Source organism: Hymenobacter montanus, from assembly GCF_014699115.1.
Lineage (GTDB): Bacteria > Bacteroidota > Bacteroidia > Cytophagales > Hymenobacteraceae > Hymenobacter > Hymenobacter montanus.
Map to the genome: position 1 here is coordinate 52,249 of NZ_JACXAD010000002.1, position 26,723 is coordinate 78,971.

A 26,723-nucleotide genomic window follows, 5' to 3' on the forward strand; every position below is an offset into this window, starting at 1 on the left:
TCTAAAAAACGGTACACGGGCTTGAGAACTACTCTAAAAACGCCCGCAGCTGCTGCTCCCAGTCTGCCGGATAGCGCTTCCAGTACGGCTCGTGGCCCACGCCGGGGAAGTCGTGCCGGGCTTTCGGGCCGGCGAGGTTCGCGAAGATGGCGTCGGTTTCGGCGCGGGTTACGCGCGGGTCGGTGGTGCCCCAGAGCAGGAGGGTGGGGGTGTGGATTTGGGTGGCGTAGTGCTCGGCGTTGAGGCCGAAGGCCCAGAACCCGTTTTGCACGCCGCCCCAGAATACCAGCAAATCAGCCAGCGGAAAACCGGGAACGTGCATGGAGGCAAAGCGGTTGGAGGCCGTTTGGCGCAGATTTCCGTAGGGGCATTCCAGGATGTTGGCGCTGGGGCGGACGCCCAGCTCAGCTTCGGCCCGCAGGATGGCCACCGCGCCCATGCTCACGCCGTAGAGAATGAGGGTTTGGGGTTTGATTGAACCTTGCAGCCAGTGCACGGCGGCGGCCACATCGTCGGCCTCGCGGTAGCCCGCGGTGGTGCGGAAACCAGCCGAATTACCGTTGCCGGCTTGGTCGACGAGCAATACGTTGTAACCCAGGCGGCGGAAGTAGCCGGCCTCGTGGGTGAGGTGCGACTTGCTGCTGGTGTAGCCGTGGAACAGGGCCACGGTGCCACGGGCGCGGCCACTGTCGGGGCGAGCGTACCAGGCTTCCAGCGCGCCGTTGGGGCTGGCGATGGTCACGGTTTCGACCGGGAAGCTAGGTTTAGGGCCACTGCGGGGTTTAGGGTTACGGATGCCCGTGAGCAGCACCCAGCATTTCTGGGCTGGGCTGAGCTGCTCGGGGTTAGGGGAGTGGGCCCCGGCCTCGTTGGCGAAGTGGGTGAAGCGCCAGGCGTGGAAGAAAGCTACGGCGTTCAGGGCGGCGAAACCCACACCCAGGAGCAAGAGCAACTGGCGCCGGGGGAAGCGTTTTTTCATCTTAAGAGCAGTTTTGGGAAAAGAATTAAAAATCGGCTGGTCCATTTTTTAATTCTTCATTTTTATTTTTTAATTCCTAGCTACCAACTGCTGCCGGCGCCGCCCCCGCCCGACGAGCCCCCGCTGCTCGAGGAGCTGGAAGAGGAGCTGGAGCTGCCGGAAGAGGAGGAGCTGCTGGAGGATTCGGATAGTTGGGGAATGATAAACTTCGTTTCATGCTGATGGCCGCAAAACGCGCACTGGTAGTGTTCCCAGCCCCAGCCGGGGGCCGAAGTGGTGGCCCGATGAGCAGTTTTTCGCTGTTTCAGGAGGTCGGTCTGGTGCTGGCACGCCGGGCAAGGCAAGGCCTCGGTGGCCAGATTACGGTAGCCGAACACGAGTTGCCGTGCGCACCGGTCGCACCGCCACACGTCGTAGTCAACCGACAAAATCCTTTCTTCGGCCACCTGCCCCGGCTCCAGGTGCTCATCATCGGCATGCTCGTCGAGCCGGTGCATCGGGCTGCTACAGCCGGGGCAGTTATAAGGCGTGTCGCGCAAGCGGCCCAGGCGGCGGCGGTGCCAGGGCCAGTAGAAGGCCAGCAGCAGCGGAAACACGTAGGCGCTGAAACCCAGTTTATAGTGCGCCTTATTCAGGTACTCGTACTGGGGGTGGCGTCCCTGCTGGGCATAGATGGTACGTGCCCGGTAGTTGACTACTCCTAGATAGCCGTGGAGATAAAACAACGGCAGCCCGTACAGCACCCCGGAGAGGAGCCAGAGGGTGGCGACGCCTGCGATAAAAGTCACGATCACAACCCCCACTGGTAGGAGCAGGCTCAGCCCTAACAACTTGCGGGGCCATTTGCCCGCCTCCGTCGTGAACTGCCACAGAACAATGTATAGTAAAAATCCTGCCAGACCTGCCCCCCCGATTCCTACGCAGCCGAGCGGACTAATCTCGGGGCGTGATTCCGGCGGTATTTCAGTCGGCGTGGACTCTAAATCCGGGCCAGTCACCGCCCCTTCTTCCTGCGCCTGAGGCTGGGTTTCGCTGCCAGAGGGCTCTGGGTCCGGCGCGGCAGTCTGGGCCTCGGGTGGCTTCGGAGCCGCCCCGGCATCCTGGGCATCGGTAGCGCTGTTGGTCGGTTGGGAAGCATCGCTGAGCGAGGGGTTGGCCAGGTGCTGGATGATGGCGGCTACGCCCTGGCGCACGGCTTCGTCGTAGCGGTTGGCACGGGCCAGCGGGACCATGTAGCGCTGCTGAATGCGGTAGCAAATGATGTCGGGCAAATCCGCTTCCAGGCCGTAGCCGGTCTCGAACTCCATGCGGTGCTGGTCCAGCACCAGCAGCATCAGCAAGCCATTGTCTTTCTCCTTAGCCCCGATTTTCCAGCGGTTGAATAGCTCGTAGGCCGCCGTCTTGGGCACAGCCTCGCCAATGCTCTTAACCAGCACCACATCCAGGTGGGCCCGTCCGGACTGGTCGAGGGCTTGCAGGGTGGCGTTCAGGTCGGCCACCGTGTTCGGGGCCAGGATGCTATCGGGGTCGCTGACGTAGGCTTCGCCCAGTGTTTTGGGGTCCGGAATATAGGTCAGGTAGTCGGCGGCCGGCGGGGTTTGCGAGGAGCCACAGGCCGTGAGCAGCAGGCAAGCCGATAGCAGGAATGAATGCAGGTATCGCCAGGCCATGAGTTGAGAGAATATAGCACTATGTCAAGCGAAGATAGGAAAAATACCTGGATGGCACCGCCCGGGCTTTCCTTCCGCGGTTGGGCTATTGGAACAGTTGCTGGAATTCCGTCAGCGGTTCCATTATACTGGTGTTGGCAGAGTAGGCAGATTCATTGGCAACACCGAACCCAAATCATGAAGCATCGAAGCCAACACGCAGTATTGCGGCGTGCGCAACCAGCGCTTTAGCGGAAGCGGCGGAGGGGTGGGCGGGTGGGGGTGGCGGGAGCCGAACGCAATGAGGCGACCTCGCTGGGGGTGAGGTCGCGCCACTCGCCGGGCGGCAGCTCGCCCAGGGAAAGGCCGGCGAGGGCGGCGCGCACCAGGCGCAGGCAGGGGAGGCCGACGGCCGCGCACATCTTGCGCACCTGGCGGTTCATGCCCTGCGAGATCTGAATCTCCAGCCAACTGGTGGGAATGCTGGCCCGGTAGCGGATACCCGGCGTGCGCGGCCAAAGATGAGCCGGCTCGGGTATTTCGGCGGCTTCGCCGGGGGTAGTGAGGCCTTCCTTAATCGGCACCCCTTGCCGCAGCCGTTGCAGCGCGACTTCAGAAATCAGGCCCTCCACCTGCGCCCAGTACGTTTTCGGTACTTTGAAGCGCGGGTCACTGAGGGAGTGCTGGAGCTGCTTGTCGTCGGTGAGCAGGAGCAGGCCCTCGCTGTCGTAATCGAGCCGGCCAACCGGGTACACATTTGGCACGGGCACGAAATCCTTGAGTGTGGCGCGGCCATGCTCATCGGTGAACTGGGTGAGGACTTCGTAGGGCTTGTTCAGCAGGAGGTAGCGCATGAAAGAAACGGAGAGGCGGCGCGTGGTAGCGCGGGCTGCGTAGTTGGCACCCCAGTGTCGTTATAGCTCGCGGTTCAGCTAAGATGTTTGGGTGTCATTCTGAGCCGCGAGCTGCAAAGTTCGCGGTCCGGGGGCCTACTCCCACCACCGCGAACTGGGTATCGCTGCCCCCAACGTTACGGGCTGGCCCAGGCGCGGAGTGGTGATGGGCTGCCCCCGCCGCGCGGCTTCGGCGGTGGCGCGGTTGATGGGGTCGTACCAGGCGTGGTTGGCTTCGGTGAAGGCGGCCCAGTGCACGGGCAGCATCAAGGCGGCGCGCAGGTCGCGGGCCGCTTGCACGCTTTGTTCGGGCCGCATGTGGATTTGGGCCCATTGCGGGTCGTACTGGCCGCACTCCATCAGGGCCAGGTCGAAGGGGCCGTAGCTGGCTCCAATCCCCACTACTGCCCGTTGCCCGCCCGGCCTACCACGAGGTCGAAGGGGCCGTAGCTGGCTCCAATCGCGGCGAAGTGGGGCCCGTAGCCGCCATCGCCGCTGTAAAACAAGCGCTTGGTGGGCGTCTGCATTACCCAGGAGCACCACAGCGTAGAGTTGCGGTTGGTGAGGCCGCGGCCTGAAAAGTGGCGGCTGGGTGTACACCGCAGCGTGAGGCCGGGCAGGCGGGCACTATCGCCCCAGTTCATTTCGGTGATGCGCTCGGGAGCCACGCCCCAGGCGCGCAGGTGCGGCCCGATGCCCAGCGGCACGTAGAAACGCGCCACCTTGCCCTTAATGGTCCGGATGGTTTGGTAGTCGAGGTGGTCGTAGTGGTCGTGCGAAATGAGCACGGCAGCAATGGGAGGCAGCTTTTCGGAGCTGATGGGCAGGCGGCGGTTGTAGCGGTTGGGCGTGGCCCAGCTCACGGGGCCCATTTCGATGCTCAGCATGGGGTCGAGCAGAATGTTCTGCCCGGCCAGCTCCACTAGGCTGGCCGAGTGGCCAAACCAGGTCACGCGCACCAGCTGCGGCGTTTTTTGGGCGATGCTGAGCGAGTCGAGCGGCTGCATGGGCAGCGGGCCGGGTGGGGTGGCCTGAGGGTCTTTGCGAAAGAGAAACTTCCACAGCATCGACCCAAAGCTGCCGCCGGTAGAAACCGCCGTGGGCACCAGATTCACAAATTTGCCGTCCTGGTAGTGGCCCGATTGCGCGTACGCCTGCCGCTCGGCCTTGGTGGGCGTGCCGCCCAGCTGCGGGCTGAGGCTGGTGAAAGCTACCGCCGCCACGAGTAGGGTGCCGATGAGGCCGCCGGTGGTCATAAGGAACGTTTTTAGGGCCGGGCTCATGAAGGAGTTGAATGGGCGGCTGTTTGGGCCCGGGCCAGTGTCACGATGTCGGGCACTTCCAGTACCCGTTTGGGGTAGCCCCCGCGCACGGCGTTCAGCATGGCCTGGCCCAACTCCGCCATGGTGGAGACGTAGTTGGAGCCCAGCCGCCGGAATAGGGGATACAGCCAGCTTACGTACTTGTACAGCTTCAACACGTTGCGTTGGCCGGGAGTGGCGCGCACGAAGCCCGGCCGGAACATGTACGCTTGCCGGAAAGGCAGTCGCAATAAGGCGTTTTCGGTTCGGCCTTTGGTGCGGGCCCAATGGCTGCGGCCTTGCTCGGAGCTGTCGGTGCCGGCCCCGGTCACGTAAATAAAGGCCAGGTCGGGGTTTAGCCGCAGGAGCGTTTGGGCCACTGCCAGGGTGGTGTCGAAGGTAATGCGCTCATACTCGGCCGGGCTCCGACCCACCGCGGAAACGCCCGCGCAGTAAAAGCAGGCGTTGTAGCCCGCCAGTTGGGACTCGACGGCCTGCAAGTGCTGGAAGTCGGCGTGCAGCAGCTCCCGCAGCTTGGGATGGGCGTAGCCACTGGGCTGCCGGCTGAGTAGGAGCACGGACTCAACGTCGGCGTCGCGGAGACATTCGAGCAGGACGCCCTCGCCCAGCATGCCGGTGGCCCCGGTAATAATCGCTTTAATTTTCATCTTGCTGCATAAAGAAAGTAGGAGGGAGGACGCAGAGCGGGCCCGGCTACTTTATCCGAGGCCAAGGTTTGCCCATCGTACCAGCTCCGACCAGCATCGGGTTATTGAAAGATGAGGCCTGCATGGTGCCGCAATACCGTCATTATTATGATGATAATGAATATATTATTTCATAAGTGAATCATTTTGCGTCCAGTACATAATACCAGCACCAACAGTGGCAAGAGCCGGGGCTTACTTCTCTACCCGCTTACGCATTCCTGGATGGGAGTTGGGCCCAGCCCAAAGTCAGGCCCTCAAACACCCGGATGAAACCCATGTTTCAGAATGAGAACCTGGCGCTGCCCAAAGCTCCCGCGCTCTGCTACACGCTGCCGGAATACTTCCGCACGGCCCATTCCACCGTCAAAAAGGCCAGAATCACGAAGAAAATCCACTTCAGGTTGATTAAGTCCTTCAAGTCTTCCTCGGCGGAAATTACCGGCTTATAGTTGGCCTGCAGAATATCCTGCGCCAGCTTATCGAACTGCGTCGGGTAGTAAAGTCGCGAGCCGCTCCGCCGCGCCAACTGGGCCAGCAGGTTGTGGTCGGCCCGCGATTCCAGGGCTTCCAGCGGCTGCGCCTGCACCACCAGCTCGCCGACGTCCTGCTGGGCCTGCCCGCCGAGGGTGGCGCGGGCCTGGTAGCGGTAGAGGCCCGCCGGCAGGGGCCCCAGGTGCAGGGGCGAGCCATCTTCGGGGTTGGCAAAGCTGAAGCGGCGAACCTGCTGTTGCGCGTCGGTAAGGGTGAGGTCGATTTTCTGGTTGTAGAGGCGCTCGAAGACGGCGTTGTAGGTTTCGGCGCCGAGGGTCACGTCGTCCTGGGTACCGAAGGCATCTTGGGTGGGGTACACGTCGAGGCGCTTTTTGTTGGCATTCTGGGTGAGCAGCTGGAGCGTGCGGATGATGAGGCGGTCGTAAGCCTCGGGCCGGTCGTCGTGCTCCACTGCTTCGCTCAGGCGCCACTGCCAGCTGCCATCGGTCAGCAAGGTGGCCTGGCGGGCGTCGGGCGGGCCGCCAAAGACGAGCAGGGGCTTCTGGGTGGGCACCCGGCCCACCTGCTGCCACAAAGCCGCCTCCGCCCCGGCCCCGAGGCGCAAGTCGCCGAAGGGTACCGGCGCGGGTGGATAAGCCGCAAAGCGCCGGGCCGATTCCTCGTCGGTGGCGAACCGGGCAAAGCCGGGGTTGGGTAGCGGCGTCACCTCGTCGGTCTGGGCCCCGCGCGGCTGAATGGTGAGGCCCGTGCCGAGCCGGTTGTAAGCCGGCAAATCCGACTGGGCCCCGATGATGTAGAGGGCCGGGGTGCGCCGGGCCTTCACCTGGGCCAGGATTTCGTTGCCCAGCCCGCCCTGGGCCGGCAACTGGTGCAGAATGGCCACGTCGAAATCCGCCGGGGCCTTGAGCGGGGCCACGCCGGGCAGGGCCAGGGTAAGGTCGAAGTTATCGTTGGCCAGGATGGCGGCCCGCAGGGCTTTTAAATCGGGGTGGGGAGCCGCCCCGGCCAGCAGCACCCGCAGCTTGCCTTTCACAATTTCGATGAAGGCTGTGCGCGCATTGTTCAGCTCGGTGAACTCGCCGGCCTGGGGCACCACCCGCACCTCGTAGCGGCGCTTGCCCGGGGCGGGAGCGGTTATCTCGAAGGCCGTGCGCACGCGCCGCCGGCCGGCCGGCATGGCCACGCGGCGGCTGTCGAGCACCCGGTTGCCGTCGCGCAGCTCCACGGTGGCCGCCCCGCCCGCGAAGCCCACGAAGCTCAGCTCGGCCTCAATGGGAAACCGGTTGCCGCTAAAGGCCACGCGGTTATAGGTGAGGCCGGTGAGGCGCAGGTCTTTCTTAGGAATGGTGTCGCCCACGGCCACGCCGTAGATGGGAAAGTTAAACGCCGAGTACACGGGGCTGCGGCCCTGGTTCACGAGGCCATCGGAAACGAGCACCACGCCGGCCAGGTTGCGCCCGTCGTAGGCTTCGCGGGTCCCGGCCAGTAGCTGGTCGAGGTCGGTGGCGGGGGCGGCGAAGCGCAGGGAATCGAGCCGGGCGGGGCGGCCGGGGGTAGGCGTAAGCGTCCGGGTTTCGACGGTGAAGCCCTTAGCCCGCAAGGTTTCGGCGAGTCGGGCTAGGCCGGTGGTGGCCTGGCTCAGCACTGGCTTGGGTGTAAACAGCTCGACGGACTGCGAGTTGTCGACCGCGAGCACCACGGTGGGCGCCTCGGTGCGGGTGGTGGTGATTTTAACGAACGGCGCCAGCAGCAGGAAGCACAGAAAGCTGACCACCGCGAGACGCAGGGCGGCCAGGGCATAGTTCAGGCGCGGGCTCCAGGGCGCCTGGGCCGAGTATTGCAGGGCGGCGTAGCCCGCGCCGACGAGCAGGCAGAGGGGAATGAACCAGGCGGAATAGTGAGTGGTCAGCAAATGGATAAATGTAAACAGCCAGCGTCAAGCCCTGGGCCGGGCCACGCCTCACAAATTAAGGTTGAGAAAGATGGACTAAGGCCTGGTTGGGTGTCAGGGCGGGCAGTGTGCCGGTTTTGAAGTCGGCGGCATTGCGCGTGACAATGACTTCGATTGCCGGAACTGAGGCCGCTGCGCAATGTTGAAGGCCATCTTCAAAATCAAGGAAAGACCCGGTAATGGCCTTCTGTACCGCCACGGCATCGACGGCCACTATCGTTACCAACTGCTCCAGATTGGCCACTAACGTTCGCGCCAACTGTCGGTTCGCCTGCTTGCGCAGCACGTAATACACGGTGCTGAAGGACAAGCTTGCCACGTACAGCGTGGCCCTTTTTTCCAGCCCAGCCCGAAAAATCTCTAGTGCGGCTTCGGCAAACGGTTCGCGCCGAGCCAGGAAGTCCAGCACTACGTTGGTATCCAGAAAATAGTGCTTCATTGGTCGCCCCGGTCATTAAATACTTCCGCCAGATGCTCCTTGTAGTTATAGCCAGGTGGTAGGCTAATGCAACCATATAAGGCTGCTAACTCCGGGGGAATGGGCTTACTGCCGCTGGCTGGTTGCTCTACAATCGGTCGCAAGGCATCGGTTACCAAAGCTGATAAATCGGTGCCCGTGCGCTGCGCGTAGGCTTCGGCCTGGGCCAGAAAATCGTCGTCGAGCGTGAGCGTGATGGTTGACATGGCAAGAAAGATAAGTAAAACAACGGGCTGCTATCCGAAAGGCCATCAGCTCCCGTGACGGTTGCCGCCGTTGGTTCAACGGTTGAGCACGGTAACCAGTTCGTGACTGTTAAAGATGCTGACCGGCGAAATAACGGTTTCATTCAGCGGCAGCTGGTCGCCGTACCGCTCCTTTAGCTTGGCCTGCACGACGGGGTGGCTGAGGTCAAAATCCCTGAGTTGCTGCAATTGCCCGAGGCGGCGGTGCAGGCCCCGCTCGTACACCTTCCAGATGAGCTCGGAGCAGTAGATCCGGTCATCAGACCAGCCGAAATACAAATCATAGGAGTGGCCCAGCAGGGGCTGCCCGGCCGCTTTCAGGTGCGTCAGCGCCGCCGGGGTGAGGGCGGTGGCCGCGTCGCGCAGCCGCTTGGTCACGAAGTGGCCGCCCTGGCCCCGCGCCACCCAATCGGCCAGCGGCGTCAGCTTCACCGGCTGCACGGCTTCGAACACCTGCCACCGGCCCGCCTGCTGATACAGGATGCCACAGTGGCTCCAGGCCGAATGCGTGGCCAGCTGGATGGCCTGGCTCTGGGCCGATTGCGAGGTGTGAAAAATCAGGTCGCCGTCGCGCATCTGGGGCGCGACTTGGGCGGTGGCGGCTTCAGCGGCCCGGTGGCTTTGGAAGCGGACCAGCCGGCGGTGCAGGCGCGGGTAAGCGGCGAGGCCGAGGCCGGTTAAGAGTAAGGCGAAGAGGAGCCAGCGGTTCACGGAATGATGGTTGAAAATTCGGCTGGGGTTGACTCCGTGAATACCAACGCCATACTTTCCTCATCCAAGTAGCCCGTTTCGTGCGCCACGGCATTCCGCTCAAGGGCAAAGGGAATGAACCCTAACTTTAAATACAACTGCCGGGCGGGGGTGTTGCTGGCAATGACGGTCAGGTTGACCTGGCGCACGTCTCCCAAGGCGCGTACCCTGGCCAAAAGTGCCCGGATAAGTTGAATTCCTACTCCCTTCCCTTGAGCCTGCTGGTCGACGTACATTCTAAATAGCAACCCACGGTGGCGTAGCTTAGCTCGATTGGCTTCCGCGCGTTTGAAACTGACCACTCCTAATAGCTGGCCAGTTGTTTCTTCCTCCATTGCCAGCGTGAAACTATCGGCGGTTCCGGCAGTAGGAAACGGTTCCATCGCCTCATCCGGGCTGATACGGAAACAGGCGGGATGAGCCAATAGGCCCTGTAAAAAGAAATCCTGATAGCGGGGCTCGTCACTAACGGCATAGAGCTCTTTGATTTGCATCGACTTCAGCGGCTTTGAAAAAGGTTGAACGTAGTAGCTAGGCGTGGGTAAACGGAAAGATCAGCAAAGCAGCCAAAGAAAGTTTGAGTGGCGCCGTCATGGCAGCGCGATCTACAACCGTATATTTTATGGCAGAAAGTAAATGGCCAATCACATGACCCAGACCAGCAGCCAGACTGATAATTATAAGGCAGAGCTGTCCGAATCGATTGAGCAACTCTATCAAATGTTTGCCAAATACCCTCTTGACCCTGCTATGGATGGTAGCCCGGTGTATCAAAAGCTGATGCTGGATCGATGGAATCAGACCTTAGCCGCAAAGCCGCTCCGTGAGCTTTCAGTTGAAGACCTTACTACTTACCACTTCAAAGCTATGACAACCTGGGGTGGAGTAAATGACTTCAAACACTTCCTGCCTCGCCTGTTCGAGTTGCTCTCTGAGTTACCGATGGATTTTGATGAATGGGTAACCTTAGATAAACTCAATTATGGCAATTATAAAAACTGGCCTGATAATGAAAAGACGGTCATCCATCGATTTTTATTGGCCTTCTGGAAAAAGCTATTAACCGAAGAATCAGCGGACATCGATGCTGGTTTTGCAGGGTATTTCTCCGCTATAGCCAACGTCTATTCAGACTTCGGGCAACTGCTGCAGATATGGCTAGCGGCTGATAAGCAATGCTCCAGTTATCGTTTAGCCGCTTTTGTTAGTGGGGCACAAAAAAAAGTGCTGGAAAAGCAGGTGCTCCCGGGATACGAGGATATGCCCCAGCAAGGTAAGCTATTCCGGGAGTGGCTGAGGAGCCCGGCCGTATTGAATAAGTTAAAGCAGACCGTACCATCCGCCGCAGCCCCCTACATAGATTGGGAGCTGATTCCGGTTATACGGCAACTGGAACAGGGCCTATAAATTGGCACGGTCTGCCTTTTAACTCGCTACGTCAGCATGCCGCCATCCACCTGCAGCACCTGGCCGGTAATGTAGGCCGAGTCATCCGAGGCCAGAAACGCCGTGGCCCGGGCCACGTCCTCGGGCCGGCCGCCGCGCTTGAGCGGAATGGCCTTGCGCCACTCGTCCACCTGCTTGGGGTCGAGCGCATCGGTCATTTCGGTTTCGATGAAGCCCGGCGCAATGGCGTTGCAGCGGATGTTGCGCGAGCCCAGCTCCAGGGCCACCGATTTGGTGAAGCCAATGATGCCGGCCTTGCTGGCGGCGTAGTTGGCCTGCCCGGCGTTGCCCTTAAGGCCTACTACACTGGTCATGTTGATGATGGAGCCGGCTTTGGCGCGCATCATGGGCTTGGTAGCTGCCTTCGTGAGGTTAAATACCGACTTAAGGTTGACGGTCAGCACCTGGTCCCATTGAGACTCGGACATGCGCATAAGTAGGCCGTCCTGGGTGATACCGGCGTTGTTGACCAGGATGTCGAGCTGGCCGAAGTCGGCTAGTACGTCCTCAATCAGCTTTTCGGCCTGGGCGTAGTCGGAGGCGTCGGAGCGGTAGCCTTTGGCCTTGGCGCCGTGGGCCGCCAGCTCGGTTTCCAGGGCTTGGCCTTTTTCGACGGACGAGAGGTAGGTGAAGGCGACTTGGGCGCCTAATTGGGCAAAATGCGCCGCGATGGCGCGGCCAATTCCTTTGGAAGCACCCGTTATGAGGGCCACTTTTCCGGTCAGTGTTTGGGTCATGGGGGCGAAGGTAAGAAGTGTCCCGCAGCCTTTGCCGCGGGTTTGGCCCGCCCGCCTGCTTCCCGACCACGCCCAGCCCGGCTGCGCCTCAGCGGCCCGCCACCGCGGACGTCGTCCTACCTTCGTGCCCGACATGCTGCACCACGACATCTGCATTCTGGGCGCGGGTCCCGGCGGGGCCACCGCCGCCCTGCACCTGGCCCACGCCGGCCACCGCTGCCTGCTGCTCGACCGCGCCACGTTTCCGCGCGACAAAATCTGCGGTGACGCCCTCAGTGGTAAGGTGTTGAGCGAGTTGCGGCGCATCAGTGAGGAGCTGCCCGGCCGGTTGGCCGCCGCGCCCACCCAGGTGCCGAGCTGGGGGATTGATTTCTTCGCGCCCAACGGCCGCCGCCTCGCTATTCCCTTCAAGCCCAAGTTCAACAAAGCCACCGACCGGGCCGCCGGCCACGTGGCCAAGCGCCTCGATTTCGACAATTTCCTGGTGGAAGAAGTGCGCCGGCACCCGGAAATTGACTTTCGCGAACACGTGGACGTGGCCCGCACCGAACGCACCCCCGACGGCTGGCAGCTATTCGACAAAGCCGGCCAGGAGCTGGCCACCTGCCGCCTGCTGCTGGTGGCCAACGGGGCCCAGTCAGACTTTGCCCGCAAAGTGGCCGGCCATGCCCTCGAGCCCGACCACCACTGCGCCGGCCTGCGCACTTACTACGACAACGTGGCGGGCCTCAGCCCCGATAATTTTATCGAACTGCACTTCATCAAAGACTTTCTGCCCGGCTACCTCTGGGTGTTCCCCCTGCCCAATGGCCAGGCCAACGTCGGTGTAGGGATGCTCTCGAAAACGGTGGCCGCCAAAAAAATCAACCTCCGCCAGCGCCTCGACGAGATTCTGGCCACCCACCCCACGCTGGCGCCCCGCTTTGCCCAGGCCCGGCGCCTGGGGCCGGTGCGCGGGTTCGGCCTGCCGCTAGGCTCGAAGCGCCGGCCCCTGTCGGGGGCCAACTACCTGCTGCTCGGCGATGCCGGCTCCCTTATCGACCCGTTCAGCGGCGAGGGAATCTCGCACGCCATGGTCAGCGGGCGCCACGCCGCCCACTGGGCCGCGCAAGCTGTAACCACCGCCGATTGCAGCCCGGCATTCCTGAAAAATTACGACCAGGCCGTCTACAATCGGCTCGGTCAGGAGTTGCGTCTCAGCCGCGTGATGCAGCGGCTGCTCAACTTCCCCAGCCTGTTCAACATCGTGGCCAACCGCGCCGCCAACAACCCCACACTAGCCGAAACCCTGTCGGCCATGTTCATGGACCTGGACTTGCGCGAACGGCTCCGGCAGCCCAGGTTTTATTTCCGGCTGCTGTTCGGTGGAAAATAGCCGCGCAGGATGCTTCGCTGCGCTCGGTATGACAAGGTTTCTCAACGAATCATAACCCAGATGATACAAGTGAAAACAACCTTACCCCAGAAAAACTCAATGGAAGCCCTGATAGAATATGTATCCTCGTTTGACCCGACTTTTCCTTTAAAGATTCGGGGCGCCAACCCAGCAGAAATTAAAATGCTTGAGCAGTTAGTGGGGCGTTCTTTGCCTGCTCAATACGTTGAATATCTATCCCATATGGGACATGACAATGGAGGCCTCTTCCTATTTGAACCCGGTGAGAAAACGGATATTACCACAATTCTCGATTCCTATCAGTATATGGTTGAAGAGAACGATCCGATCGCGCCAAAAGACTGCATCCTGATTGCGGAAGATATTTTTCCCTCCCAGCAACTTGCCTTACGTGAAAATGGAGAAGCAGAACCTACCGTTTGGCGCATTGAAGGAGAATGGCAGGGAGAGCTTTATGCAGCCTCACTCGAAGGGTTGCTTTGGCGAAGAGCTTTCATGAATTATCAGTTGAAATTCCTGAAAAATTACGGTTACTGGATAATACCTCCAATGCAGATTTGCGAAGCCGCAAAGAATTTAGCCCATGAGCTGGGATTTCAGCAACTCTGGTTCTCGGACGAGATTGTATATTGTGGTGAACGAGAAGATGCTCGGCTGACAATTGATAGATATAGTGGCGGATGCCACGCTTATCTATCTACTCAAAATAAATCAGAATTTGAAAATTTAGGCACTAGGTTGGTTAATCAATTGAAGGCAAAATACGTCGGAAGCCGCAGTATTTGATAACTAAATACTGCTTCAGGTAGCTTTTCGCCTTGGTCCGCTGGAGCAGGGCTGCCGGGTTTCGGGGGGTGGCTATTTGGCGAAAAATAGCCACTGAGGCAGGGAATGCAAGCTAATGCAGCGCCAACAAGCAGTCATGCGCAGCGAGCCACCAGCATGCGGGCAGTCTTTCGACTGCCGTAGCCATAGAACTCGTTGACGCCCCGACGCGGCAGTCGGGAGACTGCCCCCGTTCTAAGGTCTGGCAGTCACGGCAACGGCGTTGCCTTAAGACTGCCGCCAGTTGGCGCCAGTTGGATCAGAGCCTTTCGTAAGCTCGATATCCCAGTCGCCTGGCTCCCCTCTCCTGGGGAGAGGGGCTGGGGGTGAGGTTCCCCGCCGGGCCCTGAAGCGGGCCGGTAAGCTAGCGGCGCCGTGCGGGTCGGGCTACCGTGCGGGTAACGGGGGGCTTGATGGGCTCCTGACCGTCGTTGCCCACATAGCGGCGCAGGCTCTTGACTGCTTCCGGGTTGAGCTTAGTGGCCTGCTCCAGGTCGCGCCGGGCTTCCGCCAGCTTGTCGAACGACGAGTAGCTGATGCCCCGGTACTCCCAGGCGTCGGCGTAGGCGGAGTCGAGCTGGATGGCCTTGGTGAAGTCGCCCACGGCCGATTTGTACTGGTACATCTGCATCTTGGCTACTCCCCGGCCGAAGAAGGATTCCCGGTCATTAGGCCGGTACTTGAGAGCGCCGGAGAAGTCAGTGGCGGCCGCCTTATATTTCTTGAGCATCAGGTGGTTTACGCCGAGGTTGTAGTAGGCGTCGGGGTTGTTACGCTGGTAGCGCAGGGCGGCCGTGTAGTCGGGCAGGGCCGCTTTATATTGCTTCAGGTAGCTTTTCGCCTTGGCCCGCTGGAGCAGGGCGGCCGGATTTCTGGGGTTGGCCTTGAGCAGGGCCTCGGCGCTGGCCAGCATGCTGCGGTAGTCGGCCGCCGTCATTTTTCGCTCTTTCTCGCGTTCGGCCGAAGCCTGAGTAGCAGTCGGCGCGGCGTTGGCGGCCAGTACGGCCCCCGGAGCAGCGGCCGGGGCCGAAGTTGGGGGTGTAGCACCGCGGCCATTCGGCACTGTCGTCGCTCCCGTCGAATCGGGCGTCCCCGTAGACGAGGCCACGGGCAGGCTGGTCACGGAGGATTTTTCCTTCTCCGTGACGGTGGTAGCGCAGCTGGTTAGCCCAGCCCAAAGGCCGAGAGCCCCCAGCAAAGGGCGAAAAAATGATTTCATGAAAGCAACAAGGTAAGGTTAAGGCAACGTGCACTGTAACCGAGGCTTATACGGTCCCCGGGCAGAATTCGCTGCTACCATGTATCGGGCCAGACTTTGTTGTAGGCTGTGAGAGCAAGTCGGCATAGCGGCGCGGCCCAGGGCGTCAATTACAGCCGCTACGTCGACCCTGCCAACAGGTAAGGGTGCTGAGCAAAAGTCATATATGACGCATAGTGACAGTAGCTTAGGATAGCTGTTTAAAGCTCCTTCACCTGACCAGCAAATTCGGCAACTACGGCTTTACCGAATACCCGCTTGGTCCAGCCATTCTCAAAACCATGATTATTGGCAATCAGGTAGCCTTTATTGGTATCGATTGACACTATTTTATGGGCATCAATGTACCTGCCCTTTACCTTGCTAAAGACGACATCACCTATCTGATAAGTATCCTGTCTTCGAAAAGTGAGTAAGGAGCCTGATTTAAGAATGGGGAGCATAGAGCTCCCAAAAACTTTCATTTTTCCTTCTCCGGCTGTTTCCAGCTCTGTCTGCAACCTTTCATATTTATTCATGATTCAGATTCGATTTTTGATATTTAACATTCTCAGGCGAGTTGAATTTATCTTCTTCGAAGATATATGTGAAATAATTCATTCCCGGTGATGGTGGGTCTGAATCCTTCCCGATATAAGGGGATACTTACCTGTTTGCCATTTGCTTCGTCGCTAACATGATTCTCTACCTTGGATATTAGCGCCGCAATGCCGTAATCTGGCCTCTGTAAGCAGGCTTATACCGCTAACCAGGAGACTGATTCGTATTTCTTCCGTGTACACAGCCGGTGGGTGGTAGCGCTTTTAATTCAGCTAATTTATCAGGCGGAAGTAGCGGTACGTTCTGCTCTTTTCTGGCCAATACTTTGAATGGGCGCCTATAGATACCAATTTTGCTGCCCCGATCGTGTTCATGCGGTAAATCACCATAAACAGTACCTTTGCCCGTCTTTGGGAAAGCCCCTTTGATTCAGTAGTGGAACATTTCTAAGATTGCTCAAAAGCCGCTAAGTAGCTGGTTTTCTAAAGGTAGCTAGTCCCTGAATTTACTTCAAAAGTAGCCTTGGTTTGGCTTTTTTGTTTTTGTAAACATTTGATTTTCACAGTACAAAATACATAGTATGGCATTGCAATTTGATTTGGTCGTGATCGGTAGCGGCCCCGGCGGGTACGTGGCCGCCATTCGCGCGTCGCAGCTGGGCCTGAAAGTGGGCGTTATTGAGCGCGAGTCGCTGGGGGGCATCTGCCTCAACTGGGGCTGCATTCCGACCAAAGCGCTGCTCAAGTCGGCGCAGGTGTTCGAGTACCTCAACCACGCGGGCGACTATGGCCTCAAGGCCGAGGGCATCGGCTACGACTTCGGGGCTGTAATCAGCCGCAGCCGCGGCGTGGCCGACGGCATGAGCAAGGGCATCAATTTCCTGTTCAAAAAGAATAAGATCGAGGTCGTGATGGGCACCGGCAAAGTGCTGGCCCCCGGCAAAGTGGAAGTCACCAAGGCCGACGGCGGCAAGGAAACGGTCGAAGCCAAGAGCATCATCCTGGCCACCGGGGCCCGCTCGCGCGAGCTGCCGACCATGCCGGTCGACAATAAGAAAATCATCGGCTACCGCAAGGCGATGGCCCTCGAGCAGCTGCCCAAGCGCCTCGTGGTGGTGGGCTCGGGCGCCATCGGCGTGGAGTTTGCCTACTTCTACCGCACTATGGGCTCGGAGGTGACGGTAGTGGAATTCCTGCCCCGCATCGTGCCGGTGGAAGACGAGGAAGTGTCGCGCCAGATGGAAAAGTCGTTCCGCAAAATCGGCGTGAACGTGCTCACCAGCGCCGAAGTAACCGCCGTAGACACCAGCGGCGAAGGCTGCAAAGTGACCATCAAAACCGCCAAGGGGGAGCAGCAGATCGACTGCGACGTGGTGCTCAGCGCCGTGGGCGTAACCACCAACCTGGAGAATCTCGGCCTCGAGGAGCTGGGCATTAAAGTGGAGCGCGGCCGCGTCATCGTCGACGACTTCTACCAGACTAGCGTGCCCGGCATCTACGCCATTGGCGACATTGTGCCCGGCCCGGCGCTGGCCCACGTCGCCTCGGCCGAAGGCATCATCTGCGTGGAGAAAATTGCCGGCCATCACCCCGAGCCCCTCAACTACCAGAACATCCCCGGCTGCACCTACGCCTCGCCCGAAATTGCCAGCGTGGGCTACACCGAGGCCGAAGCCAAGGAAAAAGGCTACGACATCCTGGTGGGCAAGTTCCCCTTCTCGGCCTCGGGCAAAGCCAGCGCCGGCGGCGTGAAAGACGGCTTCGTAAAAGTCATCTTCGACAAGAAGTACGGCGAGTGGCTCGGCGCTCACATGATCGGCTCGAACGTGACCGAAATGATTGCCGAAGTAGTCGTCGCGCGCAAGCTGGAAACTACGGGGCACGAAATCATCAAGTCGGTGCACCCCCACCCAACCATGTCGGAGGCCGTGATGGAAGCTGCCGCCGCCGCCTACGGTGAGGTGATTCACTTGTAAGAATATCCAGCGCAAGAAGAATATCCAGCGCAAGCGCAAGGCCCCAGCGTAGTTCAACCTGGGCTTTCCCGGCCTTGGGGGTGTCCCTTCGTCCACTAGCAACGCCACCCTGTTCGAGCTGATCTTCAGGTGGGCTTCAGCGCCAAAGCCCGGTCGACTAACCACCAAAAAGCCCTCCCGGCCAAGCTGCCGGGAGGGCTTTTGCATTGCACGGAACAGCTGTGCCGTAGGTTATTGCCTGATCTTTAAGTACTCCGGACGAGTTTACAGATAGGCGGCTTCATTCTATTGTCTCTCCTTCGTCTGCTGGCCGCCATCGAGCCGTAGCGCCTGGTGGCTACGCTCGCGCACCTCGGCGGTCAGGGCGGGGTTATCGGCCAGGCGCTGGCCAAATGAGGGTACCATCTGCCGCAACCGGGCCTGCCACTCGGGCGTGGCGGCCCGCTCGGCGAAGCACTTCTGCACCAGGTCCAGCATGATGGCTACGGCCGTGCTCGCGCCGGGCGAGGCTCCGAGCAAGGCCGCGATGGAGCCATCGGCCGACGTCACCATCTCGGTGCCGAACTCCAGTACGCCACCCTGCTTCTTGTCTTTTTTGATGACCTGCACGCGCTGCCCGGCCACTTCCAACTGCCAGTCGTCGGGGTTGGCGCTGGGATAGTATTCGCGCAGGGCGGCGGTGCGGTCTTCCGGTGATTGCAGCACCTGGCCAATCAGGTAGCGGGTAAGGCCCAGGTTGCGGGCACCGGCGTAGAGCAGCGGCCGGATGTTACCCAATTCGATGGACCGGAACAGGTCGCTGTAGGAGCCCTTCTTCAAAAACTTGGTGCTAAAGCCCGCGTACGGCCCAAACAGCAACTCCTTTTGGCCATTGATTTGGCGCGTGTCGAGGTGGGGCATCGACATGGGCGGCGAGCCCACGGCCGGCTTGCCGTACACCTTGGCCTCGTGCCGGGCAATCACGGCGGGGTTGCGGCACTTCAGCCACTGCCCGCTCACGGGGAAGCCGCCGAAGCCGCTGGCCTCGGGAATGTCGGTTTTCTCCAGCAGCGGCAGCGTGCCCCCGCCGGCCCCGATAAACACGAATTTCGCGCGCGCAATGCGCCGGTCGCCCGTCGCCAGGTCTTCGATTTTAAGGCGCCAGATGCCGTCGCTTTTGCGCTGAAAGTCCTCGACCTGGTGGCCCAGGTGAAACTCCACGCCCGGCTGGGCCTTCAGGTGCTTGAAAAGGCAGCGGGTGAGGGAGCCGAAGTTGACGTCGGTGCCAATGGCCATGCGCGTGGCCGCCACGGGGGTGGCCGGGTCGCGGCCTTCCATCACCAGCGGAATCCAGGCGGCAATCTGGGCGGGGTCCTCGCTAAATTCCAGGCCCTGGAACAAGGGCGAGTGCAGCAGGGCGGCGTGGCGCTTGCGCAGGTACTCCACGTTGGCGGCCCCCCACACAAAGCTCATGTGCGGAATGGTATGGATGAAGGACGTGGGGTCGGGCAGCGGCCCTTCCTGCACGAGCGAGGCCCAGAACTGCTTGCTCACCTCGAACTGCTCAGCGATTTTATCGGCCTTGGAGATGTCGATGGAGCCGTCGGGCCGTTCCGGGGTGTAGTTCAGCTCGCAGAAGGCCGAGTGGCCCGTGCCGGCATTGTTCCAGGCGTCGGAGCTTTCGGCGGCCACGGCGTCGAGGCGCTCGTACACGGCGATGCTGAGGGTGGAGTCAAGAGCCTTAAGCAGGACGCCCAGGGTGGCGCTCATAATACCCGCGCCAATGAGCACGATGTCGGTAACTGGTTTGGGGGAGGGCTGGTCCGTTGAAGTCATAGCGAAAGTGAAGTCATAGCGAAAGAAAATAGATGGGCCGCAAGCAATACGGATGGCAACCGCGCAGGGCTGCTTATGGCCGAAAAAACAACCGGGCCTACCTTGCGTCCAAGAGCGCCAATTTCCTTGTCCGCGTAAGGAGAAGAGCTGCTATTCTCGCCACTTCCAGCCCCTGAGTTCCCACCCATGCCCGCCGCTAACCTGCCGCTGCTCTCCCTGCCCACCCGCGCCGACTCGGCCGATGCTGCCGCGCCGCGGCTGCTCATCATCTACACGGGCGGGACGGTGGGCATGGCCGTCAACGGCAGCGGCGAGCTGGTGCCCATGCAACTGGGGCGCCTCGACCGCAGCATGCCCGAGCTGGCCCGCCTGCCGTTTCGCCTGTCGTTGCTCAGCCTGCCGGCCCCCATCGACAGCAGCAACGTGACGCCGGCCGACTGGCTGTTTCTGGCCCAGCTCATCGGCCAGCACTACGCCGATTTCGAGGGCTTCGTGGTGCTGCACGGCACCGACACCATGGCGTACTCGGCGGCGGCGCTCAGCTACGTGCTCGAGCACTTGGGCAAGCCGGTGGTCTTCACCGGGGCGCAGGTGCCCGTCGGCGCCAGCCGCTCCGATGCCCAGCGCAACCTCATCACGGCCCTGGAGATAGCGGCGGCCTGCCACCCCCGCGCCCGTACTGTGCGGGTGCCGGAGGTGTGCGTGTTCTTCAACGACATCCTCATTCGGGGTACCCGGGCCAAGAAGGTCGAAAGCCAGCAGTTTGCCGCTTTCAAAAGCGAGAACTACCCGCCCCTGGCCCGCGCCGGCATCAGCCTCGACTTCGACGATAAAAGCATCCGCCTGCTGCCGGGCGCCCCCCTGAAAGTGCACACGACCCTGGAAACCGGCGTGGCCGTGCTGCGGCTCTTCCCGGGCATTACCGAGGCGGTAGTGGGTGCTACGCTGGGCATTGCCGGCCTGCGGGGCTGCGTGCTCGAAACCTACGGCTCGGGCAACGCGCCCACGGCTCCGTGGTTTTTGCGGTGCCTGGCCGAGGCGCGCCAGCGGGGCGTGTGGCTGCTCAACGTGAGCCAGTGCGAGGAGGGCCGCGTAGTGCAGGGCAAGTACGAAACCAGCGCCCGCTTCGCCGAGCTGGGCATCGTGGGTGGCGACGACATCACGACCGAAGCGGCCGTTACCAAGCTCATGTTCGTGCTGGGCCTCGGGCTGGGGGAGCAGCCCACACGCGAGCTGCTAATGCAGAGCCTGCGCGGCGAAATCACGTCGTAGGGTGAAGCCTTTGGTTCAACCGGTGGAACAATGCCCGAATACAAGGACTACTGGCGCGGCACCAACGCAGCCTTGAAGGCGGCCTCCCACATTGCCCGGTGCAGCGAAGGCCACGTTCCACTTGCCCGGCCAGCGGCCTTGTCATATCTTTGTGCCACGAACCGCCAACCTTGAGAGGTGTCCGAGTGGTCGAAGGAGCACGCCTGGAAAGTGTGTATGGCTCAAAAGGTCATCGTGGGTTCGAATCCCATCCTCTCAGCAGAAGCCCGTTTCCAAGCCGGAAACGGGCTTTTTTATTGCCCTGATACCTGGCTGGAGTAGGTAAGCCCGGCGACGCCACCGTGCCAGGGGTTCAGCCTCAGCAGTAATTGGTCGTACCCGGCAATCAAATACTATTACTCAGAACACCGCTTTACCTGCTGCAAGAATGCGCCGGTATGGTATGGGCCAACATTCCTACTTGCCACTATGGTAGCGAAACATGGGAACGGGTTTATTCTCTATCCAACCTGAACCCTAAAAACCCGTTACCTTGCCCGGCGCAAACCTACAATCTTCGTCGCTTCTCATGGCTCAGCCTTCGACTAGTACCCCCGCCGCACCGCTCGGCATCGAAAAAGACAACAAGCGCATTACTACCGGCTGGACGTTCTACGACTGGGCCAACTCGGTGTACCCGCTCGTGATTACGAGCAGCATCTTTCCCATTTATTGGGGCGCTGTCACGGCCGACATCAATTCGGCCCCGGGCAATATTGTCGATTTTATGGGCTTCCAGGTTCCGGGCTCATCGCTGCTCACCTACGCCATTTCGTTTTCTTTCTTGCTCATTGCGTTGGTCAGCCCATTTCTGACCTCGTTGGCCGACTTCTCCGGGCGTAAGAAGCTGTTTCTGCAAATATTCTGCTACATCGGGGCCGCCAGCTGCGCGGGGCTGTTCTTCTTCACCAAGGACACGCTCACACTGTCGACGTTCGTGTTTATCGCGGCCACGGTTGGCTTTAGCGGCAGTATTGTCTTCTATAACTCCTACCTGCCCGACATCAGCTCGGAGGCGAAGTTCGATTCACTCTCCGCCAAGGGCTTTTCGATGGGCTACGTGGGCTCGGTGATTCTGCTGGTCATTTGCCTGCTGCTGGTGACGTTCAACCAGGAGCTGGGCATCGAGAAAGGATTTGCTACTCGCTTGAGCTTCCTGCTCACCGGCCTCTGGTGGGCGGGTTTCGCCCAGATTCCTTTCTTCACGCTGCCGCCCGATACCGGTCGGCCCGCCAACGCTCCCCGGGCCGAAGGCGGCTGGGTGCTAAACGGCTTTCGCGAGTTAGGCAAGGTCTGGAACCAACTTGAGCAGCTGCCCAACCTGAAGAAGTTTCTGCTGGCTTATTTTACTTACAACATGGGCGTGCAAACGGTGATGTACGTAGCCACCATCTTCGGCGATAAAGAGCTGCACCTGGAAAGCACGGCGCTTATTGTTACTATCCTGCTGCTGCAAGTAGTAGCCATCTTAGGAGCTTATTTGTTCGCCAAGCTTTCCGAACGCATCGGTAACACCCGGGCCCTGAGCTGGTCGGTCGCTATCTGGGGGCTGATTTGCGTAGCCGGCTACTTCGTGCAAGCCGGTTGGAGCTTCTATGCCCTGGCCTCCGTCATTGGCCTTACGATGGGGGGGATTCAGAGCCTGAGCCGCAGCACTTATTCAAAAATTATCCCTGAGAATACGCCCAACTCCGCGGCGTTCTTTAGCTTTTTTGACGTGACGGAGAAGCTGAGCATTGTTATCGGCACAGCGGTGTTTGGCGTAATTGCCCAAATCACGGGCTCAATGCGCAACAGCATTTTATCGCTGATCATCTTCTTCGTTCTGGGGTTCATCTTTCTGCTCACGCTGCGCGGCAAAAAGCTGCGCGAGGACACCCTGTCGACTGCCTTCCCCGGCCCCCCGCCCGCTTCGGCCGTGGCCAGCACGCCTGCCGCCACAAAGTAAAACGCGTCGCTCAGCGTCTCTTCCAGCAAGGCCCAAGCCCGGCCGCGTTATTACCTACCAAACCTACCCCATGCACACTTCCTCGCTGCAGCAAAACATCCTGGCTGAGCTCGACCACGAGCTGGCCAACACCCGCAAGGTTCTCGAGCGCGTGCCTTACGACAAGGCCGACTACACGCCCCACCCCAAGAGCATGCCCCTGGGCAAGCTGGCCGCCCACGTCGTGAACCTGCTGGCCTTCAAAACCCTGTTTGTGCAAGCCGATTCGCGCGACTTCCTCGACCCTAACGCACCCAAGCCCGGCCCCACGCCCACCAGCAGGGAAGAGCTGCTGGCCCGCTTCGACCAATACAGCCAAACCCTGCGCCAAGCCCTGCAGGAAAGCTACGACGAACAGCTAACCCACAATTTCCAGCTCCGGCGGGGCGAACAGGTGCTCATGGAGCGCCCCCGGGGCGCCGCGCTTCGTATCATGGGGCTTAACCACAGCATCCACCACCGCGGTCAACTCTCGGTGTATCTGCGCTTGCTCGACATCCCCGTGCCCGGCCTCTACGGTCCCAGTGCCGACGAGCCCGGCGGGTTTTAGGTGTTCTGGCCAGCGGCATTGGCCTAAGCGGGTGTTCAGCGCCCCCTAAGCGGCGTTATCGTAAGGGCCAGCAGGCCTGTGCACACTGCTTACTTGCGCACGAACACGCGTTGCCCGCCAATCCAGGTTTGCAGCACTTGAGCCCCGCGCAGCTGCTCGTTCGGCGCGGTCAGCAAATCAGTGTTCAGCACCACAAAATCCGCCAGCAGCCCGGGTCTGATTTGGCCTTTGCGCTTCTCCTCGAAGCCGGCGTGGGCGGCCCAGGTCGTCATACCGCGCAAGGCGTCGGGGCGGGAGAGGGCATTTTCCATTTGGAAGCCGCCAGCCGGGTAATTCTTCGCGTCCTGCCGGGCCACCGCCGCGTGAAAGCCGAACAGCGGGTTGAGGTCTTCCACCGGAAAGTCGGAGCCCAGCGCTACCTGGCCGTACTGTTTGCGCAGCTCGGCGTAGGCATAGGCGGTTTTGAGCCGGCCCGCCCCCAGCCGCTCGCCAGCCCAGTACATGTCGGAGGTAGCGTGGGTGGGCTGCACCGAGGGCACGATGCCGAACTGCGCAAACTTGGGCATGTCGGCCGGCGTGATGACCTGGGCGTGCTCGATGCGCCAGCGGCGGTCTTTTTGTCCGTGCAGGGCCTCGCCGTAAATATTGAGGATGATGCGGTTGGCCGAGTCACCAATGGCATGGGTATTCATCTGGAACTTCGACGCGGCCAGCTCCTGGGCCAGCGCGCGGTATTCCCGCTCGGTCGAGAGCAGGAAGCCGGTTTCTTTGGGCCGGTCGGTGTAGGGCGCCACCAGGCAGGCCCCGCGGGAGCCCAGGGCCCCGTCGGCGTATATCTTGAATGAGTTAATCGTAAGCTGGTCAGTTAATACCGGGCCGCTCTTCAGGTAGAATGCGCGGTTCGTCGGCGTGGGGTTCAGCATGGCGTAGATGCGCAGCTTCAGCTCTCCCCGCTGCTGTAAGGCGGCCAGCTGGTCGATGTCGGCCTTGTCGAGGCCGGCGTCGGCGAGGCTGGTGAGGCCCAGGGCCAGGCACTGCTGCTGGGCCTGCCGCAGCAGGCGGGCGGCTTCGGCGGGGGGGGGCTCGGGAATTTTGCGGCTCACCAACCGGGTTGCGTTGTCAACCAGTAGCCCGGTGAGGCGGCCCTGGGCATCGCGGGCAATGGTGCCGCCGCTAATGGGCGTGCGCGCCGTGACGCCGGCCAGGTCCAAGGCCTTCTGGTTGACCAGGGCCGCGTGGCCATCCACCCGGATAAGGAACACCGGCACGTCCGGAAACAGTCGGTCCAGGGTGTCTTTGGTGGGGAACTGCCGGCCGGGCCAGTCGTTTTGGTCCCAGCCGCGCCCGGTAAGCCAGGCTGCCCCCGGGTATTTCCGCCGATTCTCCTGAAGCCGCTGGATGACGGCCGCCCACGACGTCGTGCCGACCAGGTTAGCACTAGGCAGGGCCAGGGCGTAGCGGTAGAAATGGCAGTGCGCGTCGTAAAAGCCGGGGTAGATAAATTGTCCTTGTGCATCAACTTCCTGGGCTGCGGCGAACCGCGATTTAAGATCGGCGGCCGTGCCTACGGCCACGAAACGCCCCTTTGTCACCGCAAAAGCTTCCACTCGGGAAAAGGTAGAGTCCACGGTGTACACCGTGGCGTTGGTCACCAGCAAATCAACCGGCTCGCGCCGGCCCTGGCAGCCGTTCAGCACCGCGAAGGCCAGCAGGGCAACCCCCAGCTTTCGTCCCCAGGAAGAGGTAAAAGAACCCATTGCTCAATAATGTAAATGGTAGCTCGTTAAGTAAGAGAGGCAGCCCAGAACGATGTGGTGCCACGACTTTTTAGTCGTGGCACCACTACTTTCAGAACGAAGCCCCCGCTGTTATTCAACCACTAGTGGTGCCACGAACCGCTGCGCGGAATTCGGGGCACCACTAGTGGTTCCGCTGCGCGCCTACTCGAAGCGCATGTGCTTTACCGACTCGCCCGAGTTTTGCAGCTCCTGCAGCGACTCGATGCCAATGGCCAGGTGCTGACGGACAAAATTCGTAGTCACCTTCGAGTCTGACTCTGAGGTTTTCACGCCTTCGGGCGTCATCGGGTTGTCGCTCACCAGCAGCAGGGCCCCGTGGGGAATGTCGTTCATGAAGCCCACCACAAAAATGGTAGCCGTTTCCATGTCCACGGCCAGGGCGCGCACCCGGCGCAGGTAGTCCTTAAACTCGGCATCGTGCTCCCACACCCGGCGGTTGGTGGTGTACACGGTGCCGGTATAGTAGTCCAGCTCGTGCTTTTTAATCATCGACGATACGGCCCGCTGCAGGCGGAAGGAGGGCAGAGCCGGGATTTCCTTGGGTAGGTAGTCGTCCGACGTACCATCGCCGCGAATGGCCGCGATGGGCAGCACCAAATCGCCGAGCTTGGTCTTTTTCAACCCGCCGCACTTGCCCAGGAACAAGGCCGCCTTAGGTTTGATGGCCGAAAGCAAGTCCATAACCGTGGCCGCCATCGGCGAGCCCATGCCGAAATTGATGATGGTGATGCCCTGGGCCGTAGCCGTCTGCATGGGCTTGTCGAGGCCGCGCACCTCGCAATCGAACTGCTCGGCGAACATGTACACGTAATTGCTGAAATTAGTGAGCAGGATGTACTGCCCAAAATCGCTCAGGGGCACCCCGGTGTAGCGCGGCAGCCAGTTGTTAACGATTTCTTCTTTGGTCTTCATAATAAGGCACTTAGTTAATGGCGCTTCGTACTTGGTGGTGTTTGGCCAGGGGCCTTGTCAGCCCGGGGTTGGCTGATGTAATTCCCGGTTTGTCATTCAGTAGCACCAGGCGAAGGACACCAAGCACCGGGCACAAAGCACCAAGCACTACTTTTGGAGGTGATGCAAGCGCTGGACCTGCCGCCTTTCGAGGCCAAACTTACGCAATCGCCCACGAACCAACCCCTAATCTGGGATGGGTTGCGGCGTAAGCACGTTGTCCTGACGCCCGAGGAATGGGTGCGTCAGCACATGGTGCACTACCTCACCGACCACCTCGGCTACCCCCGGGGCCTGTTGGCCCTGGAACGGGGCCTGCGCTACAACCAGCGCCAGAAACGCACCGACCTGCTGGCCCTGAATCCGGACGGCAAGCCCTTGCTGCTGGTCGAGTGCAAGGCGTCCTCCGTAGTCATCGACGCCGCCGTGGCCCGGCAGGCCACCACCTATAACCAAACCATTGGGGCCCCGCTGCTGCTGCTCACCAACGGGCTGGTGCACTACTGTTGGCGAGTCGATTTTGCGCAACGCACCAACGAGCGGTTAGCCGAGATTCCGGCCTTCGCCGCTGCTATACACTTGTAGCGCACCGCTGCCCGAGCCATATGGGCTGCCCGTATACGGGCAGCCGTTTATGCAACAAAAAGCCCGGCCGCAACTGCTTGCGGTCGGGCTTTGAAGGATA

General features: G+C 60.7%; 25 protein-coding genes and 1 tRNA gene. 9 read left to right on the forward strand and 17 right to left on the reverse strand.

Translation table 11 applies throughout. From position 1 onward, the window contains the following. Positions 1-28: 28 nt before the first annotated feature. The 11 genes from IC235_RS01960 to IC235_RS02005 form a co-directional block, all read right to left on the reverse strand. Positions 29-979 carry an alpha/beta hydrolase gene (locus IC235_RS01960; RefSeq protein ID WP_191003489.1) on the reverse strand — a complete coding sequence of 317 codons (951 nt, stop codon included), beginning with the start codon at positions 977-979 and terminating at the stop codon, positions 29-31. A gap of 80 nt (positions 980-1,059) precedes the next feature. Then, on the reverse strand, positions 1,060-2,649 hold the full coding sequence (locus IC235_RS01965; protein ID WP_191003490.1) for a TPM domain-containing protein: 1,590 nt from the start codon (positions 2,647-2,649) through the stop codon (positions 1,060-1,062). A gap of 227 nt (positions 2,650-2,876) precedes the next feature. Beyond that, positions 2,877-3,482 carry a pseudouridine synthase gene (locus IC235_RS01970; RefSeq protein ID WP_191003491.1) on the reverse strand — a complete coding sequence of 202 codons (606 nt, stop codon included), beginning with the start codon at positions 3,480-3,482 and terminating at the stop codon, positions 2,877-2,879. 135 nt (positions 3,483-3,617) lie between these two features. Beyond that, positions 3,618-3,923 (reverse strand): MBL fold metallo-hydrolase, encoded by a 306-nt coding sequence (locus tag IC235_RS22350; protein WP_317173514.1) that lies wholly within the window; start codon positions 3,921-3,923, stop codon positions 3,618-3,620. After that, the gene (locus IC235_RS22355; protein ID WP_240540690.1) at positions 3,923-4,804 is read right to left on the reverse strand and encodes an MBL fold metallo-hydrolase; all 882 of its coding nucleotides are present in this window, start codon (positions 4,802-4,804) and stop codon (positions 3,923-3,925) included. Before IC235_RS22355 ends, IC235_RS22350 begins: the two co-directional genes overlap by 1 nt. Continuing rightward, positions 4,801-5,490, reverse strand: coding sequence for an NAD-dependent epimerase/dehydratase family protein (locus tag IC235_RS01980; protein WP_191003492.1), 690 nt, complete (start codon positions 5,488-5,490; stop codon positions 4,801-4,803). The genes IC235_RS22355 and IC235_RS01980 overlap by 4 nt, the downstream gene beginning before the upstream one ends. Positions 5,491-5,854: 364 nt before the next feature. Beyond that, complete coding sequence (locus IC235_RS01985; protein WP_223847032.1) at positions 5,855-7,936, reverse strand: VWA domain-containing protein; 2,082 nt, start codon at positions 7,934-7,936, stop codon at positions 5,855-5,857. Positions 7,937-7,991: 55 nt separating this feature from the next. Continuing rightward, complete coding sequence (locus IC235_RS01990) at positions 7,992-8,414, reverse strand: type II toxin-antitoxin system VapC family toxin (RefSeq protein ID WP_191003493.1); 423 nt, start codon at positions 8,412-8,414, stop codon at positions 7,992-7,994. Continuing rightward, a complete protein-coding gene (locus tag IC235_RS01995) occupies positions 8,411-8,659 on the reverse strand; it encodes a DUF6364 family protein (RefSeq protein ID WP_191003494.1) in 249 nt (82 codons plus the stop codon). The genes IC235_RS01990 and IC235_RS01995 overlap by 4 nt, the downstream gene beginning before the upstream one ends. A gap of 75 nt (positions 8,660-8,734) precedes the next feature. Further along, the gene (locus IC235_RS02000; RefSeq protein ID WP_191003495.1) at positions 8,735-9,409 is read right to left on the reverse strand and encodes a YiiX family permuted papain-like enzyme; all 675 of its coding nucleotides are present in this window, start codon (positions 9,407-9,409) and stop codon (positions 8,735-8,737) included. Further along, a complete protein-coding gene (locus tag IC235_RS02005) occupies positions 9,406-9,942 on the reverse strand; it encodes a GNAT family N-acetyltransferase (protein ID WP_191003496.1) in 537 nt (178 codons plus the stop codon). The genes IC235_RS02000 and IC235_RS02005 overlap by 4 nt, the downstream gene beginning before the upstream one ends. Before the next feature lie 142 nt (positions 9,943-10,084). On the opposite strand from IC235_RS02005, the gene IC235_RS02010 reads away from it, so the two are divergent. Next, positions 10,085-10,855 carry a hypothetical protein gene (locus IC235_RS02010; protein ID WP_223847033.1) on the forward strand — a complete coding sequence of 257 codons (771 nt, stop codon included), beginning with the start codon at positions 10,085-10,087 and terminating at the stop codon, positions 10,853-10,855. Positions 10,856-10,881: 26 nt separating this feature from the next. On the opposite strand, the gene fabG is transcribed toward IC235_RS02010, so the two are convergent. After that, entirely contained in the window at positions 10,882-11,631 is a 750-nt protein-coding gene (gene fabG, locus IC235_RS02015) for a 3-oxoacyl-[acyl-carrier-protein] reductase (protein ID WP_191003498.1), read from the reverse strand. 31 nt (positions 11,632-11,662) lie between these two features. Here fabG and IC235_RS02020 point away from each other — a divergent pair, with 31 nt between their 5' ends. After that, a complete protein-coding gene (locus IC235_RS02020) occupies positions 11,663-13,006 on the forward strand; it encodes a geranylgeranyl reductase family protein (RefSeq protein ID WP_223847034.1) in 1,344 nt (447 codons plus the stop codon). Between the two features lie 60 nt (positions 13,007-13,066). Continuing rightward, on the forward strand, positions 13,067-13,813 hold the full coding sequence (locus IC235_RS02025; protein WP_191003499.1) for an SMI1/KNR4 family protein: 747 nt from the start codon (positions 13,067-13,069) through the stop codon (positions 13,811-13,813). Between the two features lie 403 nt (positions 13,814-14,216). Here IC235_RS02025 and IC235_RS02030 read toward each other — a convergent pair whose 3' ends face one another. Both IC235_RS02030 and IC235_RS02035 read right to left on the reverse strand, forming a co-directional pair. Then, positions 14,217-15,071, reverse strand: a complete 855-nt coding sequence (locus IC235_RS02030) for a tetratricopeptide repeat protein (protein WP_191003500.1) — start codon at positions 15,069-15,071, stop codon at positions 14,217-14,219. A 239-nt stretch (positions 15,072-15,310) separates the two neighbouring features. Beyond that, a complete protein-coding gene (locus IC235_RS02035; RefSeq protein ID WP_191003501.1) occupies positions 15,311-15,628 on the reverse strand; it encodes a S24 family peptidase in 318 nt (105 codons plus the stop codon). A gap of 602 nt (positions 15,629-16,230) precedes the next feature. On the opposite strand from IC235_RS02035, the gene lpdA reads away from it, so the two are divergent. Further along, positions 16,231-17,625, forward strand: coding sequence for a dihydrolipoyl dehydrogenase (gene lpdA, locus IC235_RS02040; RefSeq protein WP_191003502.1), 1,395 nt, complete (start codon positions 16,231-16,233; stop codon positions 17,623-17,625). A gap of 285 nt (positions 17,626-17,910) precedes the next feature. On the opposite strand, the gene IC235_RS02045 is transcribed toward lpdA, so the two are convergent. Next, entirely contained in the window at positions 17,911-19,440 is a 1,530-nt protein-coding gene (locus IC235_RS02045) for a malate:quinone oxidoreductase (protein WP_191003503.1), read from the reverse strand. A gap of 186 nt (positions 19,441-19,626) precedes the next feature. On the opposite strand from IC235_RS02045, the gene IC235_RS02050 reads away from it, so the two are divergent. The 4 genes from IC235_RS02050 to IC235_RS02065 all read left to right on the forward strand — a co-directional run bounded on the left by IC235_RS02050 (position 19,627) and on the right by IC235_RS02065 (position 23,288). Further along, on the forward strand, positions 19,627-20,712 hold the full coding sequence (locus tag IC235_RS02050) for an asparaginase (protein ID WP_191003504.1): 1,086 nt from the start codon (positions 19,627-19,629) through the stop codon (positions 20,710-20,712). 171 nt (positions 20,713-20,883) lie between these two features. After that, positions 20,884-20,971, forward strand: a tRNA-Ser gene (locus tag IC235_RS02055). A gap of 309 nt (positions 20,972-21,280) precedes the next feature. Continuing rightward, on the forward strand, positions 21,281-22,699 hold the full coding sequence (locus tag IC235_RS02060) for an MFS transporter (RefSeq protein WP_191003505.1): 1,419 nt from the start codon (positions 21,281-21,283) through the stop codon (positions 22,697-22,699). A 70-nt stretch (positions 22,700-22,769) separates the two neighbouring features. Next, on the forward strand, positions 22,770-23,288 hold the full coding sequence (locus IC235_RS02065) for a DinB family protein (RefSeq protein ID WP_191003506.1): 519 nt from the start codon (positions 22,770-22,772) through the stop codon (positions 23,286-23,288). Positions 23,289-23,377: 89 nt separating this feature from the next. Here the strand turns inward: IC235_RS02065 and IC235_RS02070 are convergent, their stop codons facing one another. Both IC235_RS02070 and IC235_RS02075 read right to left on the reverse strand, forming a co-directional pair. Further along, on the reverse strand, positions 23,378-25,045 hold the full coding sequence (locus tag IC235_RS02070) for an amidohydrolase (protein WP_191003507.1): 1,668 nt from the start codon (positions 25,043-25,045) through the stop codon (positions 23,378-23,380). 183 nt (positions 25,046-25,228) lie between these two features. Continuing rightward, positions 25,229-25,999, reverse strand: coding sequence for an AMP nucleosidase (locus IC235_RS02075; protein WP_191003508.1), 771 nt, complete (start codon positions 25,997-25,999; stop codon positions 25,229-25,231). Positions 26,000-26,161: 162 nt separating this feature from the next. Between IC235_RS02075 and IC235_RS02080 the strand changes: the two genes are divergently transcribed. Further along, positions 26,162-26,623, forward strand: a complete 462-nt coding sequence (locus IC235_RS02080) for a type I restriction enzyme HsdR N-terminal domain-containing protein (protein ID WP_191003509.1) — start codon at positions 26,162-26,164, stop codon at positions 26,621-26,623. Positions 26,624-26,723: the final 100 nt, after the last annotated feature.

Coding starts and splice junctions, on each gene's coding strand:
- IC235_RS02010 (WP_223847033.1), top strand. CDS start 10,085: ATGGCCAATCACATGACCCAGACCAGCAGCCAGACTGATAATTATAAG.
- IC235_RS01965 (WP_191003490.1), bottom strand. CDS start 2,649: ATGGCCTGGCGATACCTGCATTCATTCCTGCTATCGGCTTGCCTGCTG.
- IC235_RS01970 (WP_191003491.1), bottom strand. CDS start 3,482: ATGCGCTACCTCCTGCTGAACAAGCCCTACGAAGTCCTCACCCAGTTC.
- IC235_RS02045 (WP_191003503.1), bottom strand. CDS start 19,440: ATGACTTCAACGGACCAGCCCTCCCCCAAACCAGTTACCGACATCGTG.
- IC235_RS02065 (WP_191003506.1), top strand. CDS start 22,770: ATGCACACTTCCTCGCTGCAGCAAAACATCCTGGCTGAGCTCGACCAC.
- IC235_RS02070 (WP_191003507.1), bottom strand. CDS start 25,045: ATGGGTTCTTTTACCTCTTCCTGGGGACGAAAGCTGGGGGTTGCCCTG.
- IC235_RS02025 (WP_191003499.1), top strand. CDS start 13,067: ATGATACAAGTGAAAACAACCTTACCCCAGAAAAACTCAATGGAAGCC.
- IC235_RS02005 (WP_191003496.1), bottom strand. CDS start 9,942: ATGCAAATCAAAGAGCTCTATGCCGTTAGTGACGAGCCCCGCTATCAG.
- IC235_RS22355 (WP_240540690.1), bottom strand. CDS start 4,804: ATGAGCCCGGCCCTAAAAACGTTCCTTATGACCACCGGCGGCCTCATC.
- IC235_RS02075 (WP_191003508.1), bottom strand. CDS start 25,999: ATGAAGACCAAAGAAGAAATCGTTAACAACTGGCTGCCGCGCTACACC.
- IC235_RS01980 (WP_191003492.1), bottom strand. CDS start 5,490: ATGAAAATTAAAGCGATTATTACCGGGGCCACCGGCATGCTGGGCGAG.
- IC235_RS01960 (WP_191003489.1), bottom strand. CDS start 979: ATGAAAAAACGCTTCCCCCGGCGCCAGTTGCTCTTGCTCCTGGGTGTG.
- IC235_RS01990 (WP_191003493.1), bottom strand. CDS start 8,414: ATGAAGCACTATTTTCTGGATACCAACGTAGTGCTGGACTTCCTGGCT.
- IC235_RS02060 (WP_191003505.1), top strand. CDS start 21,281: ATGGCTCAGCCTTCGACTAGTACCCCCGCCGCACCGCTCGGCATCGAA.
- IC235_RS01995 (WP_191003494.1), bottom strand. CDS start 8,659: ATGTCAACCATCACGCTCACGCTCGACGACGATTTTCTGGCCCAGGCC.
- IC235_RS02050 (WP_191003504.1), top strand. CDS start 19,627: ATGCCCGCCGCTAACCTGCCGCTGCTCTCCCTGCCCACCCGCGCCGAC.
- lpdA (WP_191003502.1), top strand. CDS start 16,231: ATGGCATTGCAATTTGATTTGGTCGTGATCGGTAGCGGCCCCGGCGGG.
- IC235_RS02035 (WP_191003501.1), bottom strand. CDS start 15,628: ATGAATAAATATGAAAGGTTGCAGACAGAGCTGGAAACAGCCGGAGAA.
- fabG (WP_191003498.1), bottom strand. CDS start 11,631: ATGACCCAAACACTGACCGGAAAAGTGGCCCTCATAACGGGTGCTTCC.
- IC235_RS02080 (WP_191003509.1), top strand. CDS start 26,162: ATGCAAGCGCTGGACCTGCCGCCTTTCGAGGCCAAACTTACGCAATCG.
- IC235_RS02030 (WP_191003500.1), bottom strand. CDS start 15,071: ATGAAATCATTTTTTCGCCCTTTGCTGGGGGCTCTCGGCCTTTGGGCT.